Source organism: Halobacillus sp. H74, from assembly GCF_052246715.1.
GTDB classification, from domain to species: Bacteria; Bacillota; Bacilli; order Bacillales; family Halobacillaceae; genus Halobacillus; species Halobacillus litoralis_A.
The window spans coordinates 21,031-36,270 of sequence record NZ_JBQQCI010000010.1 but is presented as its reverse complement, the minus strand read 5'-3'; the positions used below and the strand labels follow the sequence as shown (position 1 = coordinate 36,270).

15 protein-coding genes and 1 riboswitch are annotated in these 15,240 nt (G+C 41.9%); of the genes, 10 read left to right on the top strand and 5 right to left on the bottom strand.

Annotation, left to right across the window (positions count from 1 at the left end; genetic code table 11):
* The first annotated feature begins 149 nt into the window (after window positions 1-149).
* A riboswitch (cobalamin riboswitch) is annotated at window positions 150-326 on the top strand.
* A gap of 228 nt (window positions 327-554) precedes the next feature.
* The 7 genes from ACTWPX_RS18455 to ACTWPX_RS18425 all read left to right on the top strand — a co-directional run bounded on the left by ACTWPX_RS18455 (window position 555) and on the right by ACTWPX_RS18425 (window position 7,987).
* Complete coding sequence (locus tag ACTWPX_RS18455; RefSeq protein ID WP_443120997.1) at window positions 555-2,789, top strand: ribonucleoside-diphosphate reductase subunit alpha; 2,235 nt, start codon at window positions 555-557, stop codon at window positions 2,787-2,789.
* A gap of 16 nt (window positions 2,790-2,805) precedes the next feature.
* Window positions 2,806-3,843 (top strand): ribonucleotide-diphosphate reductase subunit beta, encoded by a 1,038-nt coding sequence (locus ACTWPX_RS18450; protein WP_128524794.1) that lies wholly within the window; start codon window positions 2,806-2,808, stop codon window positions 3,841-3,843.
* 211 nt (window positions 3,844-4,054) lie between these two features.
* Window positions 4,055-4,396, top strand: a complete 342-nt coding sequence (locus tag ACTWPX_RS18445; protein ID WP_443120996.1) for a P-II family nitrogen regulator — start codon at window positions 4,055-4,057, stop codon at window positions 4,394-4,396.
* 28 nt (window positions 4,397-4,424) lie between these two features.
* On the top strand, window positions 4,425-5,819 hold the full coding sequence (locus ACTWPX_RS18440; protein WP_443120995.1) for an ammonium transporter: 1,395 nt from the start codon (window positions 4,425-4,427) through the stop codon (window positions 5,817-5,819).
* 173 nt (window positions 5,820-5,992) lie between these two features.
* Entirely contained in the window at window positions 5,993-6,088 is a 96-nt protein-coding gene (locus tag ACTWPX_RS18435) for a putative holin-like toxin (protein ID WP_128524797.1), read from the top strand.
* Window positions 6,089-6,768: 680 nt separating this feature from the next.
* On the top strand, window positions 6,769-7,338 hold the full coding sequence (locus ACTWPX_RS18430; protein WP_443120994.1) for a sigma-70 family RNA polymerase sigma factor: 570 nt from the start codon (window positions 6,769-6,771) through the stop codon (window positions 7,336-7,338).
* Window positions 7,331-7,987 (top strand): hypothetical protein, encoded by a 657-nt coding sequence (locus ACTWPX_RS18425; RefSeq protein WP_443120993.1) that lies wholly within the window; start codon window positions 7,331-7,333, stop codon window positions 7,985-7,987. Before ACTWPX_RS18430 ends, ACTWPX_RS18425 begins: the two co-directional genes overlap by 8 nt.
* A gap of 46 nt (window positions 7,988-8,033) precedes the next feature.
* On the opposite strand, the gene ACTWPX_RS18420 is transcribed toward ACTWPX_RS18425, so the two are convergent.
* Window positions 8,034-8,684 carry a uracil-DNA glycosylase gene (locus ACTWPX_RS18420; RefSeq protein WP_443120992.1) on the bottom strand — a complete coding sequence of 217 codons (651 nt, stop codon included), beginning with the start codon at window positions 8,682-8,684 and terminating at the stop codon, window positions 8,034-8,036.
* A 160-nt stretch (window positions 8,685-8,844) separates the two neighbouring features.
* Between ACTWPX_RS18420 and ACTWPX_RS18415 the strand changes: the two genes are divergently transcribed.
* Both ACTWPX_RS18415 and ACTWPX_RS18410 read left to right on the top strand, forming a co-directional pair.
* The gene (locus tag ACTWPX_RS18415; RefSeq protein WP_443120991.1) at window positions 8,845-10,980 is read left to right on the top strand and encodes an MMPL family transporter; all 2,136 of its coding nucleotides are present in this window, start codon (window positions 8,845-8,847) and stop codon (window positions 10,978-10,980) included.
* A 104-nt stretch (window positions 10,981-11,084) separates the two neighbouring features.
* Window positions 11,085-11,258, top strand: a complete 174-nt coding sequence (locus ACTWPX_RS18410) for a hypothetical protein (protein WP_443120990.1) — start codon at window positions 11,085-11,087, stop codon at window positions 11,256-11,258.
* Window positions 11,259-11,304: 46 nt separating this feature from the next.
* Here ACTWPX_RS18410 and ACTWPX_RS18405 read toward each other — a convergent pair whose 3' ends face one another.
* From ACTWPX_RS18405 to ACTWPX_RS18395, 3 genes are all read right to left on the bottom strand, one after another.
* Window positions 11,305-12,291 (bottom strand): sodium:calcium antiporter, encoded by a 987-nt coding sequence (locus ACTWPX_RS18405; RefSeq protein ID WP_443120989.1) that lies wholly within the window; start codon window positions 12,289-12,291, stop codon window positions 11,305-11,307.
* Between the two features lie 279 nt (window positions 12,292-12,570).
* Window positions 12,571-14,076, bottom strand: a complete 1,506-nt coding sequence (locus tag ACTWPX_RS18400; RefSeq protein WP_443120988.1) for a phytoene desaturase family protein — start codon at window positions 14,074-14,076, stop codon at window positions 12,571-12,573.
* A 17-nt stretch (window positions 14,077-14,093) separates the two neighbouring features.
* Complete coding sequence (locus ACTWPX_RS18395) at window positions 14,094-14,711, bottom strand: methyltransferase family protein (RefSeq protein WP_443120987.1); 618 nt, start codon at window positions 14,709-14,711, stop codon at window positions 14,094-14,096.
* A 113-nt stretch (window positions 14,712-14,824) separates the two neighbouring features.
* Between ACTWPX_RS18395 and ACTWPX_RS18390 the strand changes: the two genes are divergently transcribed.
* The gene (locus tag ACTWPX_RS18390; protein ID WP_443120986.1) at window positions 14,825-14,980 is read left to right on the top strand and encodes a hypothetical protein; all 156 of its coding nucleotides are present in this window, start codon (window positions 14,825-14,827) and stop codon (window positions 14,978-14,980) included.
* Window positions 14,981-14,987: 7 nt separating this feature from the next.
* Here the strand turns inward: ACTWPX_RS18390 and ACTWPX_RS18385 are convergent, their stop codons facing one another.
* Window positions 14,988-15,209: a hypothetical protein gene (locus ACTWPX_RS18385; RefSeq protein WP_128524805.1), complete on the bottom strand. Its 222-nt coding sequence runs from the start codon at window positions 15,207-15,209 to the stop codon at window positions 14,988-14,990.
* Window positions 15,210-15,240: the final 31 nt, after the last annotated feature.

The window sequence follows — 15,240 nt, the reverse complement described above, 5'->3', positions numbered from 1 at the left end:
AGCTTTCATTATAAAGAAACATTGCTTTTTTTCATAAGAATTAAGTATGCATCAATATAATTCAAAGAGAAAAGAGTTGCATGATTTCTGCTTCTCCGTTATGATTAAAACACAATATAAGCTAACAATTTTAAAAAATACAACTATATATAGTATTTACGAATGAAAGATGCCACAAGGCTTAATAGGGAATCCGGTTAAAGTCCGGAGCTGCCCCCGCAACTGTAAACACTCGCGAAATGGAGGTTCCACTGTGCCAACGCACGGGAAGGACCAGAGTAAGATCGAGTGTCAGCCAGGAGACCTGTCTTTGTTCGTCGGTAGTTTCAACTTCTTCGGGGATTGAGAAGATGAAACGATGGAACGAGGACATCCTGATCGCTTTCCTCTCTTCGTTCCATGGTTTCATCCGCTCATTTCCGTGAGCGGATTTTTTTATGATATTTATCAAAGTTGATATTCCTGAAACACGATTCTCCATTTTTATAACCGTAATTAATGGAATTATCGACAAGAATAAGAGTAGACACAGTTATGATAAAAGGAGTGACAAAATGAGTGTACTTACGAAAGAGACCCATTGGAAGGAAAAAATAACCAAGTGGAAGAATGATTATCCGAAACTTGAGCTCCAGCGACTCATTGATAAATTACCCGACCTGGGATTTGCGCAATTGAACGAAGCAGAACAGTCAAAAACTTTAATCCTGGAATGCCTGGCCGAAGTGGATGAAACAGAACCTGGCTGGACCTTCGTCGCTAGTCGCATTCTGCTTGAACAAATGTATGAAGAGGCAGTCATGAACAGAAACACAAACGAACCCTATCAAGATTTTTTTGGTTTGATTGAACGTTTGATCAATGAAGAAATTTACTCCACGAATCTTCTTACATACTACACAAAAGCGGAAATTGATGAACTTTCCTTTGCGATCGATCCGGAATGCGACCGTCAATTCACCTATATCGGTTTGAAGACACTGAGTGACAGATACATCGCCCGTAGTAAGAAGGGGGAATTTTATGAACTTCCCCAAGAGAGGTTTATGATCATAGCCATGGTCCTCATGTCTCAAGAAGAAACACACAAACGAATCGACTTAGTGAAAGAAGCTTATTGGGCCCTGAGTCATTTGTATATGACTGTAGCCACCCCCACTCTTGCAAACGCCGGAAAAAGGTACGGACAGCTAAGCTCCTGCTTTATTGATACCGTTGATGACAGCTTACAATCGATTTATGACAGCAACACAGATATCGCTAATTTAAGTAAACATGGAGGCGGAATCGGTGTTTACTTAGGTAAAATCAGAAGTCGTGGCAGCGACATACGCGGTTTCAAGGGTGTTTCTTCAGGAGTGATTCCTTGGATGAAGCAATTGAATAACACGGCTGTAAGCGTAGATCAACTCGGTCAACGTCAGGGGGCCATTGCTGTTTATTTAGATGTCTGGCATAAAGATATTTTCCCATTTTTAGATAGTCGGTTGAACAATGGGGACGAGCGGCAGCGTACCCATGATTTATTTACTGGAGTTTCTATCCCAGATTTGTTCATGGAGACTGTAGAAAAACGTGAAGATTGGTATTTGTTCGATCCTCATGAAGTTAGAGAAGTGATGGGTTTTTCATTGGAAGACCATTTTGATGAAGAACGCGGCAAAGGATCTTTCCGGGAGAAGTATTTTCAGTGTGTCAACCACCCTGCCCTTTCAAAAACAACCGTGCCAGCCATCGAGATCATGAAGAGAATTATGGTCGGCCAGCTCGAAACAGGTACACCATATATGTTTTACAGAGATGAAGTAAACCGTATGAATCCTAACCACCACGCGGGGATGATCTACTGCAGCAATCTTTGTACAGAAATCGCTCAAAACCAAAGCCCGACTACGCAAAACGAACAATACGTGGAAGATGGAAAGATCATCACCGTCCAAACACCAGGTGAATTCGTCGTCTGTAATTTATCCAGTATCAACTTAGGAAAAGCGGTACCAGAAGGTGTATTAAAGCGACTGATACCGATACAAGTCCGCATGCTTGATAATGTTATCGAACAAAACACGATCCCTGTGCTTCAAGCCCAATTGACAAACCAAAACTACCGCGGCGTGGGACTTGGTACATTCGGGTGGGCCCACTTGCTTGCGAAAAAGAAAATCGCCTGGGAATCAGAAGAGGCGCTGGACTATACGAAAGAAGTGTATGAGGCTATCGCTTATTATGCGATTGAAGCAAGCAGTGAATTGGCTGTTGAAAAAGGCAGTTACCCCCTTTTCGAAGGATCCGACTGGCAAAATGGGGATTTTTTCGTTAAACGAACGTTTGACCAATACGGTTCATGGAACTGGAAAGCCTTAAAAGACAAGGTTGCTCGGGACGGTATGAGAAATGGCTACCTTCTTGCGGTGGCTCCAAACTCAAGTACATCTTTAATTGCAGGCAGCACAGCCAGCATTGATCCAATCTTTAAGAAGTTTTATTCCGAAGAGAAAAAAGACTACAAGATTCCCGTCACCGCCCCTGACCTGAATCATGAAACGTATGGCTACTATAAATCAGCATATGAGATCGACCAGCATACGAGCATCCATCAAAACAGCATACGCCAAAAATTCATTGATCAATCAATCTCTTTCAATATCTATGTAACGAACACGATCCAGGCAAAAGAATTATTAGCTATCCATTTGGATGCTTGGAAAAAAGGCTTAAAAACGACTTATTATACCAGGTCCACGTCAAGTCAAGGCGAGTATGACGACTGCGAAAGTTGCTCATCATAACAAGGAGGTAATCTTAATGGAGACGATACAAAAACGGAAATTAGTCGACCACGAAGCTCCGAACGCATCTACAGGAATAATTAACGGAAAAAGCTCGAACGTGCTGAATTGGGATCATACTCGTTTTGCTTGGGCCTATCCGATGTATAAAAACATGCTTTCCAACTTTTGGATTCCGAATGAAATCAATATGAGCAATGACTTGAAACAATGGCCGGAGCTCTCTGAAAAAGAACAAGCGTCATTTAAAAAAATAATCGGACTGCTCGCTTTTCTCGATTCCATTCAAACAGATTACTCAGGTAAAATTGCTGATTATTTAACAGACTCAAGCCTTTCTGCTTTGATGCAAGTACTCGCTTTTCAGGAAGTCGTCCATAATCAATCTTATTCCTATGTTCTCTCCTCTCTGGTGGACCAGGGTGAACAAGAGAGAATTTTCGAGTACTGGAAGCATGATGAAGTTCTGTTGGAGAGAAACCAATTTATTACAGATGGCTACCAGGAATTCGATGAAAATCCATCGATTGATACATTCCTGCGCTCGATTGTCTATGATGTTGTACTAGAAGGATTGTTCTTTTACGCTGGCTTCGCTTTTTTCTACAATTTGGCCAGGAACAATAAGATGGTCTCAACAAGCACAATGATCAACTATATCAATAGAGATGAACAAATACACGTGAATTTATTTTCAAGGATTTTCAAAGAAACATTGAATGAAAACCCAGAGTTAGACCGTGAAATGTATCTGACATTCGTAACAGAGACATTCACAAAAGCAGCGGAACTTGAAATCAAATGGGCACATCACATCATTGGTGAGCAGTTCCCCGGAATCCCGATCACGGACCTAGAAGATTACATCCGGTTCATGGCTAATACGAGAAGCCGTCAGTTAGGTGCAGAAAAACCTTTTCCCTCTTATAAAAAGAACCCATTAAAATGGATACGAGCCTACCAGGAAGTGGATGAAGGGAAATCCGACTTCTTTGAGCAAAAATCCAGACAATATACAAAAGTATCTGACAGTAATGGATTTGACGACTTATAACACAGATGAACTACTAATGACTACCACCTCAAGCCATCCAGAAAATGGATGGCTTGAGGTGGTTTTTTTATCCAAACCAACTTGATGTCAACTTTCCTTACATTAACTTAGAAAAACCTGTTGATTTTTCAGAATATTTACTTTATGATTATATTTATTCATTACTTAATATGTTAGAAAAGCTAACATAAACTTAAGGAGGACATTTTCCATGAAGAAAGTGGAGGCGATCATTCGGCCCGAAGCGTTCCAAACATTACGACAGAACCTGGATGAAATAGGCGTCAAAGGGCTGACTGTATCAGAAGTCGCAGGATGTGGACAGCAAAAAGGCCAGGAGGGGATTTTCAGAGGCAGCCGTTTCGAGGTCAAATTATATCCGAAAGTAAAAGTGGAAATGGTGGTCGAAAACCATGAACTCGGATCGATCATCGATGTCATCATGGACACCTGCGCTACCAACGAAGTGGGTGACGGAAAAGTATTTGTATCCACCGTTGATGAAGTGTTTCGTATCCGCACAGGGGAAACCGGTAAAGAAGCATTAATTTAATTATCATCCCGGAAGGAAGGATTCAATTATGAAGAAGATTATTCCATTGTTTTTATTTTCGATTCTCGCTTTCCCTATGATTGCTAGTGCCGAAACAGCCGTGACTGCCGAATCTGTTTTGCAGTCTTTGGATATGGCCTGGATTATGATTGCAGCATTCTTAGTATTCTTCATGCACGCAGGCTTCGCCATGGTAGAATCGGGTTTTACCCGCTCCAAAAACGCACTTAATATTTTGATGAAAAACTTCATGACCATGTCCATTGCCTCCGTACTTTATTTCGTTGTCGGATATGGCATTATGTTCGGAACATCTGGTGGAGGAATAATAGGGATTGATGGCTTTCTGCTAAGTGGCCATGAAGATCAAATCGGCTTCTTTGTTTTCCAAGCCGTTTTCGCAGCCACCTGTGCCACCATCATTTCAGGTGCAGTTGCTGAACGTATCAAACTCGGTTCTTACCTTCTGCTTACCGTAGTTATGACAGGTTTCATCTACCCCGTAGTCGGTCACTGGGTCTGGGGTGGAGGTTGGTTATCCGAGCTTGGTTTTGTCGACTTTGCAGGTTCAACCGTCGTTCACTTAACAGGAGCTCTCGGTGCTATCGTTGCTGTCATGTTCTTAGGACCGCGCCTTGGTAAATATAGCGGAAAAACAGTGAACGTCATCCCGGGACATAATATACCACTTGGTGCATTAGGTGTATTCATTCTTTGGTTCGGCTGGTTCGGTTTCAATGGAGGAAGTACATTAGCTGCTGACCCATCTCTCGTCCCTTCCGTAATCGCAACTACACTACTTTCAGCGTCAGCTGGAATCATCGGTTCTGGCTTTTACTCTTATGCCAAATTCAAAAGGATTGACGCTTCTCTGACATTAAACGGTGCACTAGCTGGGCTGGTAGGTATTACAGCCGGAACTGCAAACGTTTCGTTGATCGGAGCGATCATCATCGGTTTAATCGCTGGTGTCATCCTTGTCGAAGCAGTACAATTCCTTGATCGTGTCGCTCGTATCGATGACCCTGTAGGTGCCATCGCCGTTCACGGTGTTTGCGGAATCTGGGGAACCTTAGCTGTCGGATTCTTTTCAGTCGAAGGTGGACTCTTCTATGGGGACGGCCTTAGCCTGCTAGGAATCCAAGCGGTAGGGATTTTAGCAGTCATCGCGTGGACAATGTTAACAACAGGAATCGTGGTTTTCATCATTAAAAGTACAGTCGGCATCCGCGTGTCCAGACAAGAAGAAGTTTCCGGACTCGATTTTTCTGAGCACGGATCTACCGCTTACGAATCCAGCAGAGGAATCTTCAATGAAAACTACAACCCTCGAGTGGATGCAGATTTCGGTGTTGGATTATTGCATCGCTTAGACAGCTTGAACAACGACCAAAAACCAAAGAAAGAACGAACCGCACAATAAAAAGCCACCTCAGGTCATCCAAAAAATGGATGACCTGAGGTTTTTCTATTAGTTCGTTTTGTCTATTTCACGAACGTATGTTCTTATTTTTAGCGAAATATGGTATCCTTGTATATAGATACCGTTCTCTACCTCTATTTGAGGAACGTGATAGAAAGGGAGTGATGCCATCTATGAGCACATATGAAGCTCTGATGATCATGTTGGCGTTTGGAACATTCATTATTACACTCCTTGCGCTCATCATCAAAATGAACAATAAAAATTAGACCCTCACTCGAGAGGGTCTAAAGCTTAAAACCATATGCGAACGGTATCTTTCGGCGACAGATGCAGCTGTCGCCGTATTTATCTTTATTATAGCACAAATAAAAGAGAACAAAAGAAAGAAACGGACTCTCCTCATCCATTACCCAACACGATGATTATTCGGCTAATCGACAATACTCTTCTTTTTTCACCAAGTTTCACGTGAAACATTTTTACAGTCCTTCACTAATTAATATTGATGTCTCTACAGGAATATACAGCAAACATTAAAGAATTCCAGACGCAATTGAAGAGATTAAATCAGTTTCCTGAGAGATGCAAAAAGCACAGTTACTACTCCTCTTTTTCTAACAAGAATAGGGAACATAAAAGTATAGAACAGCGCAGTGACTGCATGCCTTTCCAAGCGAAAACGATCTGACAGGAAAAGGGTATAGAGATATCCACGGAAATTTCCAACCAAACTACTCGGAAAAAAAGTTCCAACATTCCATAATAAAAACCTGATAACTGCCAGGCAACCTCCTGGTTTTGCACCTCCCCCCCCTCCATCACTATGAGTTTCAAACAAGGAAAATCACAAGGATTTCCCGAATGTGTATGTAAAGATGAAATGTTTTTCACCGCTTTTAAAACCTGAGGCTAAGGAGTGTCGTCTATATTGATGAGGTGGGGAAAATTGATACGAAAACAACGATCACAACCTTCTACATATGAACCCGAAGTTCAAGCGGAAAAAAGATTAGAAATGTGGATCCAGGAGTATGGGCATGATTTGAAATGGCTCGCGTACTCTTACGTTAAAGATTATTCCACCGCAGAGGATATCACCCAGGAAACGTTTATTAAAGCATATCAGAAATTTTCGACCTTCAAACAAGAATCATTGATTAAAACTTGGTTATATAAAATCACTATCAATTTATGTAAGGATCATTTGAAAAGCTCCTACATGAAGAGAGTTGTAAGAAAAGGGGCAGAACTCTTCCGATCCATCCCCTCTTCAAAAGAAACACCGGAAGAGTTCCTTTTACAAAAGGATGAAGATGAGGCTTTATTGGGACAAGTCCTGAAATTAGAAGATAAGTATAGAGAAATCATCATTTTATACTACTTTGAAGAATTCGACATCAAAGATTTGGCGCAAGTATTGAACACAAGCCCTAACACAGTCAAGACCAGACTCCGCCGGGCACGCCAACTTCTCCAAGAACGATTGACAGCGGAAGGGGGTTCCCAAAGTGAGTGATATAATGGATCGCAAATTAAAAAAAATGAACCAAGACGTAAAGTACTGTCAAGTTCCATTCGACCACAGGCACATGCAGAGGTCTGTCCTTCATTCTTTAAAAAGGAAACGTATCAGAAAGGTCAGTCGGTTGAAAAAAATTGTACCACTTCCTATATTCATGACCCTTTTGTTTACTGGGCTGCACTTACTTTCACCCGCCTCTCCCCCAGCTTCCGAGCAGGCATCCTTATTGCCTGAAAAAAGCACGGCTGCTGAATTGAAGTCAGTCACTCATGCCTCAAAGGCTTCACATACTAATGGTCAATCAGCAGTTCCTCAATCGAACAACACTTCAATGATGGTGCGGGAGACGTACGTTATTCATGAAGATGAACAGTTTGTCCAAACAGGCAACCGCATCCCTAAGGAACAATTAGGAGAGGTCGTGGGCACAATCGAACATAAGCCCCCTTCCGAAAACCAGAGTACGCTGGAATCTGTAACTGCTTTTCTACCAAAGACCAAAATCTATAAAATCAAAGGTTCCGAAGGTGAAAACAGCATCGCAATCCAGAGTTGGAGAAGTACAGGTGTGGGTTCTACTTCCATTAGTAAACAGGGGTATTTCGTCTTTGAAAAGGCCCACCCCATGCAGAACGCCCAATAATCACCCTCTATCAAACCTTTATATAGATTGAAAGCCGCTGGCCAAACTATGCCCTGCGGCTTTCTTCTTTTTTCTCCAAATAATTTATAAAATGATCTAAAGATTCATAGATGTCTTCTTTTATCTTGGGGTTGTAAAAGACAGCCGCCGGATGGTATAAGGGGATGATTGTAAACGATTCCTCAGTCTTTTCCCATCCCCGGCTGGTTGAACTTTTCATGACAGGGGTCTGGATAACCTTGCCGAGCACTTCACTGATTTTGCCTTTACTCCCCGTCAATCGTTCATAAGCAACTCCTCCTAATGCGATAATGACTTCAGGCTTCATCTGCTGAATCTGATAATCCAAAAGCGGAGCATGGGCAATAATTTCTTTCTGGTTGGGTTTTCGGTTGGCTTTCCTCTTTCCACCACTTCCTTTTTTATTCGTGTTCACCCATTTATAAGGCCTGCTTCTGACTACACTCGTAATATAGACATCTTCTCTATCCAAACCGACGTAAGACAACTGCTTATCCAACTCGTCTCCGGCTCTGCCTATAAAGGGCACACCTTTTACTGCCTCGTTTTCACCAGGAGCTTCTCCCACGATCATAATATCTCCTTCTTCATTTCCTTTTCCAAGCACAAAACCTTCTACATTGTAAGGCTCCATTCTTTTCTTGGCATCGTTGATCAATTCTTCCGGCCACTCCATCCTTCACCAACCTCTCTATCGTTTCTTTCACCTTTCTTTTCCACTAACCCTCCCCTTTTACACCTCAGCGTTTTTTAGTTTTCAAGATTTATAAAAAGGAGTATCATTTGAAGAGAATGTAATAAATGACAAATAAATCATGTTAAAGGAGTTCTGTCTTATGGGGAGTATTTCCTCTTTTATTGTTCGATCCCATAAATGGTTATTAATTATATGGTTGATCTTAATCATTGGCATGGGATACTTCGCCATCCAGCTGCCCTCCTTGCTTGAAGGAGACGGCTTCCGGACAGATGGAGAATATGAACAGGTTGAAGACGAATTGAATGAAACGTTCGACTTTCCTGAATCAACGCTCCTTCTTTCATTTGAGAATCAGACGAATCATGAAATCAAAAGTACTTTAGATAAAGTTATTGATCTTGGTTTAGCATCAAGCATTGATTCTCCATTGGAAGATGAGTCAATGATCGAAGGGGATCGGGCTTATGCAGCCATACATTTCAGTGGGGAAACATCAGATATGGCCTCTGTCATTAAGGGAATCGAAAAAATCACCGCATCCCATGAAGGAACAGTACTTACAGGAGCACCTGTCATATCAGAGGATATCAATAAAGCTAGTCAGGAAGATTTGAAGCGCGCCGAATTAATCGGTTTGCCTGTAGCATTGATTATTTTATTACTTGCCTTCGGTACTGTGATCGCTTCGCTGCTGCCCTTGATTATCGGAGCCGTGACGATCATCACCGGTTTCGGTGTCCTGGCCATCGTAGGTGAAGACACCCAATTATCAATTTTTATACTTAATATCGCACCCATGATCGGTTTGGCTTTAAGTATTGATTTTGCACTTCTCTTCATTAATAGGTACCGGGAGGAATTAGCCAAACAGGAAAAAGCGAGCGCCCTGATGACGACCATCGAAACTGCTGGGAAATCAATCATTTTTTCAGCTCTCTGTGTTTTCATCGGGCTTGCAGCAATGGTCGTTATTAAAGTGGACATTTTCACAAACATCGCTATAGGGGGAACAGTGGTTATTGTGGCTGCCGTCCTTGCCTCATTGACCCTCCTCCCTTCCTTATTATATATTCTGGGGCCAAAAGTGAATAAATGGCGCATAATCCCGACAAATAAAGATACAACACCACGTTGGAGAAAATTCGCTCAAAGTATCATGAAGCGCCCGGTAATCATTACGTTCGTCGCGCTCATCCTATTGATTATCGGTATAGTTCCGATTACCAATATGAACCTATCGATACCAACAATCGACGCGCTACCGGAAAGTTACGATTCTCGCTCAGCATATGAAACGATAGACAAGACTTTTATGGATAACCAGGAAAGTACCGCATATATCATCGCTACCAAAGAAGGGGATTGGTTGGAGAAAGACGGCCTTCAGCAAATGAAAGAATTACAAGATGAACTCACAGATCCCGATATCGTTGCTTCCGTACAAACACTCTACACAGCAAGTAAGTTGGAGACAGCGGATGAATTGGCGGCTACTCTTGAGCAAACTCCTCGCAAAGAGCAGCTTGAACCCGCTATAAATCAATTCATTTCAGGAAATAAGTTAATGATCCCTGTCAATTTGACGGTCCCTGCAAATTCATCTGAAGCCCAGGACTTAATGACAGACTGGTCTTCACAAGAGTGGGAGGTTTCCATGATGTTTGGAGGGCAACCTAAATTTAATCAGGAAATTTACACAGAGATTTCTGAAAAAATCGGACTGACTTTAGCTATCATCCTCATTTCTACCTTCATCATCTTGATGATAGCTTTCCGATCAATCATTATTCCACTGAAGGCCATTTTAATGAATATCATTGGGCTTACCTCAACTTTCGGTGTACTCGTATGGATTTTCCAGGGTGGCCAATTCGGGTTGAATGAAGCAGATATCGCTTTAATTTTACCTGTCATCGTCTTCAGCCTTGTATTCGGCCTGAGTATGGACTATGAAGTCTTTCTGATTTCAAGAATCCACGAGTTCTATTTAGAAAATGGAGATAATACGAAAGCCACTGTCGAGGGGCTGGCCAGTACAAGTAAGATTATTACATCTGCAGCCTTGATTATGATTGTGATAACTGGAGCATTCGCTTTTACAGGAGTCGTGCCGGTCAAGCAAATCGGAATTGGAATCGCCATTGCTATATTCATTGATGCAACCATCATCCGGCTTCTTCTCGTTCCGAGTTTAATGAAGCTTTTAGGCGATTGGAACTGGTGGTTACCTTTTCGCAGTAAAAAACAGAAACAACGAGATATAGCTAAGTAAAAATACTGCCAAATGGGTGGCCACTGAAAACTTTTCTCTATCTTGAGTAACTATTAATGAAGGCATGAAAGATGAGTTCCCAGAGAAGCCCTCGGAAGATACTTTTGAAGCTGAATCGTACTATTCCCAAGTCCTTGTCGAGATCATTGAGAAGGAAACCGGTGTTCATTTCGCTTCCGAAGATCAATGAACATGAGCCCAAATGGCTCATCGAAATTATAAAAGAAGCCGAGTTGGACGACTTTATCGTTCAACTCGGCTTCTTATTTGGTGCATAACTCCCAAAAGTTTCAGTTCTTCAGCAGCCTCCCAAATGGCCGCTTTTCACTTGATTTGAAAGACAAGGTAGGTAGTAACAAAATAACTCACAATGATCACTACTGAAGGGAGCAGATAATTCCAGACACTCACTTTTTTCCTGGTAATGCTATAAATGATCAACAGGATGAAGATGATAGATGTAACACCAGTAATCATATTCGCAGGAGACGACTCTTCCAACAAGTTGCCTCGGAAGTAAATAAGATCTGTAAGCGCTAATATCATCAAGTTGAAAGCATTACTTCCAAGCAGAGAACTGATGCCCAAATTGAAGTTCCTTAATTTCAAGGCGGTCCCTACACTTACGGCATCAGGCAAGGACGTACTGATTGCGACAAGAAAAGCACCAATGAACGAGGCTCCTATCCCCGTAATTACGGAAATTCTTTCAGCTGTTACCGTTAGGACACTACCAATCAGCATGATAGCAACAGCTGCTAATATAAAGCGTATTAACACTTGTTTATACGTATATTCATTATATCTTCCATTTTTATTTTTAACTTTTCTCCCTTTGTATTCTGTGCGGTCATTAATGAATTTTGAACCGATGAAATAAAGAAGAATCACAGCTATAGAGGTGTAACTAATATGAAAGATATGAGTAGGGAGAGTCAAACTTAATCCAGCAATGACAATCAATGTCATAAGAATAACCAGCCAACCATACAATTTACTCTCAACAGTAGCATGGGTCAGGATTTGATAGCGACGATAAACGATATCAAAAATGGCGAGTCCCATTATATTAAATAAATTACTCCCTATGAGATTACCCACCGCTAAATCAGGGCTATCAATAATGATCGCCGTCACACTTGACGTCAACTCCGGAAGAGAAATGGCAATCCCTATGACAGCCCCCATAAATGTAGAGGAAACTCTACTTTTTTCCTTCACTGCATCCCCGAAAATCGAAAGCCTTGATGCAATAAAAAATGTACTGATTCCTGATATGAAAAATAGAGCAAAAACAATCCAATCGCTCATCCGACTACTCCTTCACTATGACTTCACGTTTCGCACATTTTTCAACCATTCCCCCCAAACATATTAGGTAAACAGGAACAAATATACAACCTCAGGCAAGATTAAGCCCCCCAGAAATAGGCTATCGCCTAAGCAAAGGGACAGTGAAGGGCGACTAAAATGAACCGACCTATTCTAAATTTTATAAGGGTTATGTAACCCGTGAGACTCACGAGTCGGCATTTTATAATCTTCTGAAACATAGAAAAGACCAGCTTCAGTCTGCTGGTCTTTTGACTATTACTGATGGACAGATCCACTTTCTTTTTCTTTAATCAAATCTGCTGTCAACTGACCAGACAAGGTGACCATCGGAACTCCCCCACCAGGGTGAGTCGATCCACCAACAAAGTAAAGACCTTCAAACACTTGGCTCTTAGATGGGATTTTAAAGCCACCATTAGATTTACGATCAGCTGCTATTCCATATATGGATCCCCCATTAGGACCATAAAGCGTTTCCAGGTCTTCAGGGGTGAAGCGGTATTCGAATTCAATCGAATCTCTCAATCCTTTCATTCCATTACGTTCAAGTTTATCTAATACGATTTCGCGATATTGATCCCAATCGATTGGTTTCTGTTTTTTATTCCCAAGTGGTGGCACATGAGTTAACACGAACAAGTTGTCTTTGCCTTCCGGCGCTTGTGTCTCATCAGAACGGGCGGAAATGCCAATATAAATCGTCGGATCATCTGCCGGCTTTCCTTGTTCAAAAATTTGCTTGAATTCCTTTTCAGGGTCTTCGGAGAAGAAGAAGTTATGATGCTTCAGATCCTCATATTGTCGATCGGTCCCTAACAATAGAACGAGTCCAGAGACCGTCGGGTTAAATTTCTTCGCTAAGGACTTCACCTCTTTTTTAACTTTCGAAGTTTGAGGGGCCAGCCTGCGATAAGCGGGTATGGCTTCTAAGTTAGAAACGACAATGTCTGCTTCATGAACCGTTCCTTCTTCTGTTTCCACACCAATCACTCGATCGCCTTCGACGACAAGTTGCTGGATAGGTGTATTTAATTGGACTTCTACACGCAGTTCTTTCATCAAACGTCCCATCGCTTCTGCAATCTTATACATGCCGCCTTTGACGTAATGGACACCTAGACCGAGCTGAACGTAGGCTAACTGATTTAATATTGCCGGGGCTGCATATGGATTGGAGCCGACATACATGACCATATAATTGAATAGCTGCTCTAAATACTTGTTATTCAAATGTTTATCGGTAGATTCCGCTACAGTATTCATCGGGTCCATCTGGAACAATTCCCTCAATTTATGATGACTCTTCAAATCTTTCAAGTCTTCGATGCTATACTTATAGAAGCTCTTCATACACAACTCATACATGTCTTGACTGTAAGATAGAAAGTCTGTCAAACTTCGGTTCGGGCGCTCTGTGACCTTTGCCATTTCATCGAGCATATCAGGCAAATCACTGGTCACGTCCAAAGAAGTACCATCCTCGAAGAACGTCCGCCACTGTGGCTCTACGCGTTCCACTGTTATGTAATCCTCAAGGCGACGGTGGACACTGGCAAACAGCTGTTCCAAAACCCATGGCATTGTCAAAATGGAGGGGCCTGTATCAAAGGTGAATCCTTCCCCTTCACGACGATTCAACTTACCGCCTATGTTGCTGTTTTTCTCTATGACCTTCACTTCATAACCATCAGCCGTCAACCGAATCGCTGCTGACATTCCACCCAATCCTGCACCTACAACAATCGCCGTTTTCTTTTTCAACCCATCCACCTCCGGATTTAATAAATAAAAGGAATCAACCGGTATCGTGTTCGACACCAATCCTTATATTTCTCTCCATGCTCTTCCACTAACATCGCTTCTTCCAAGTTGATTCTATGTAGTAAAGCATAAGTAACCAAACACCCACAAAGGAATGCTGTGATAAGGTTTCCTACCCCTAAACAAAAACCGATGATAATAAAAAACAACCCTGTATACAATGGATGTCTCAATAGACTATATGGACCTGAACTTATCAGACGATCGCCTTCCTTAACCGATACATCCCGTGTGAACTGGTCTTTCAGATGAAGGATACCCCAATATCGCAGGGAAACTCCACCTGCATATAAAAATAAACCAACCCACCATATCCAAGTTATCGTGGGAATCCCAAAATCCAATTCCCGCATAATCAAAGAAAAAGTTATGGCCGAAACAACGGCCGCAAGAATGAGGGGAAAGGAACGGCGCTCCAAGGAATCGTCCCCCTCTGCCGAGCGGCGATTGCGAAATACAATGAACTCGGCTAACCAAAAGAAGGTAATAACAAGGAATAAAACGTCAAACAAACTCATGTATAAACGTCCCTGTCTGTGACCATTCCATTCATCCTCTCCCCTGCCTTCTTTCATAGCTGCTACACATAACTCTTCCCTACCACCAAGTGGGATAAACCGCGACCAGATGTTTCGAAACTTGCGTGTGTTCAATGAGGTATTTATGATGAAGAAGGAGGCGATCACAGATGGACACACTTTATTGGTTTTTCATTATCTCAGTAGTCATAGCCACCTTCTTCGTCATATTCAAGAAAATGACAAGGTTTACCTATTGGACGATGGCTATCATTGCCATCCTATATATAGGAATATTGATGCTCAGTTTTCTCGATAATTTTTGAAGTTAAATCAAAGCCCTTTTCGCTGCTTATTAATCGCCTCTCTGATGTGATACAGCTCAGCATACATAGCTGTCGCATATACGCTGATAATACTTAAAAACATGGCCAGGACGAACACCGCTCCATCGAGACCGAAACCGAGTACGGAAGTAAAGCCAACTATTGCACCTATAATGATTCCTATTCCTGTTAATAACATGATTTTTTGCAACGTCACTGAATAAAACATCCAATCACCTCTTCCAAGTAATCTATCTTCT

Excerpts from the sequence above, each read along its gene's own strand:
- ACTWPX_RS18395 (WP_443120987.1), bottom strand. The coding sequence starts at position 14,711 with ATGAAAGAAGGCAGGGGAGAGGATGAATGGAATGGTCACAGACAGGGA.
- ACTWPX_RS18450 (WP_128524794.1), top strand. The coding sequence starts at position 2,806 with ATGGAGACGATACAAAAACGGAAATTAGTCGACCACGAAGCTCCGAAC.
- ACTWPX_RS18390 (WP_443120986.1), top strand. The coding sequence starts at position 14,825 with ATGGACACACTTTATTGGTTTTTCATTATCTCAGTAGTCATAGCCACC.
- ACTWPX_RS18435 (WP_128524797.1), top strand. The coding sequence starts at position 5,993 with ATGAGCACATATGAAGCTCTGATGATCATGTTGGCGTTTGGAACATTC.
- ACTWPX_RS18385 (WP_128524805.1), bottom strand. The coding sequence starts at position 15,209 with ATGTTTTATTCAGTGACGTTGCAAAAAATCATGTTATTAACAGGAATA.
- ACTWPX_RS18455 (WP_443120997.1), top strand. The coding sequence starts at position 555 with ATGAGTGTACTTACGAAAGAGACCCATTGGAAGGAAAAAATAACCAAG.
- ACTWPX_RS18415 (WP_443120991.1), top strand. The coding sequence starts at position 8,845 with ATGGGGAGTATTTCCTCTTTTATTGTTCGATCCCATAAATGGTTATTA.
- ACTWPX_RS18440 (WP_443120995.1), top strand. The coding sequence starts at position 4,425 with ATGAAGAAGATTATTCCATTGTTTTTATTTTCGATTCTCGCTTTCCCT.
- ACTWPX_RS18445 (WP_443120996.1), top strand. The coding sequence starts at position 4,055 with ATGAAGAAAGTGGAGGCGATCATTCGGCCCGAAGCGTTCCAAACATTA.
- ACTWPX_RS18420 (WP_443120992.1), bottom strand. The coding sequence starts at position 8,684 with ATGGAGTGGCCGGAAGAATTGATCAACGATGCCAAGAAAAGAATGGAG.
- ACTWPX_RS18405 (WP_443120989.1), bottom strand. The coding sequence starts at position 12,291 with ATGAGCGATTGGATTGTTTTTGCTCTATTTTTCATATCAGGAATCAGT.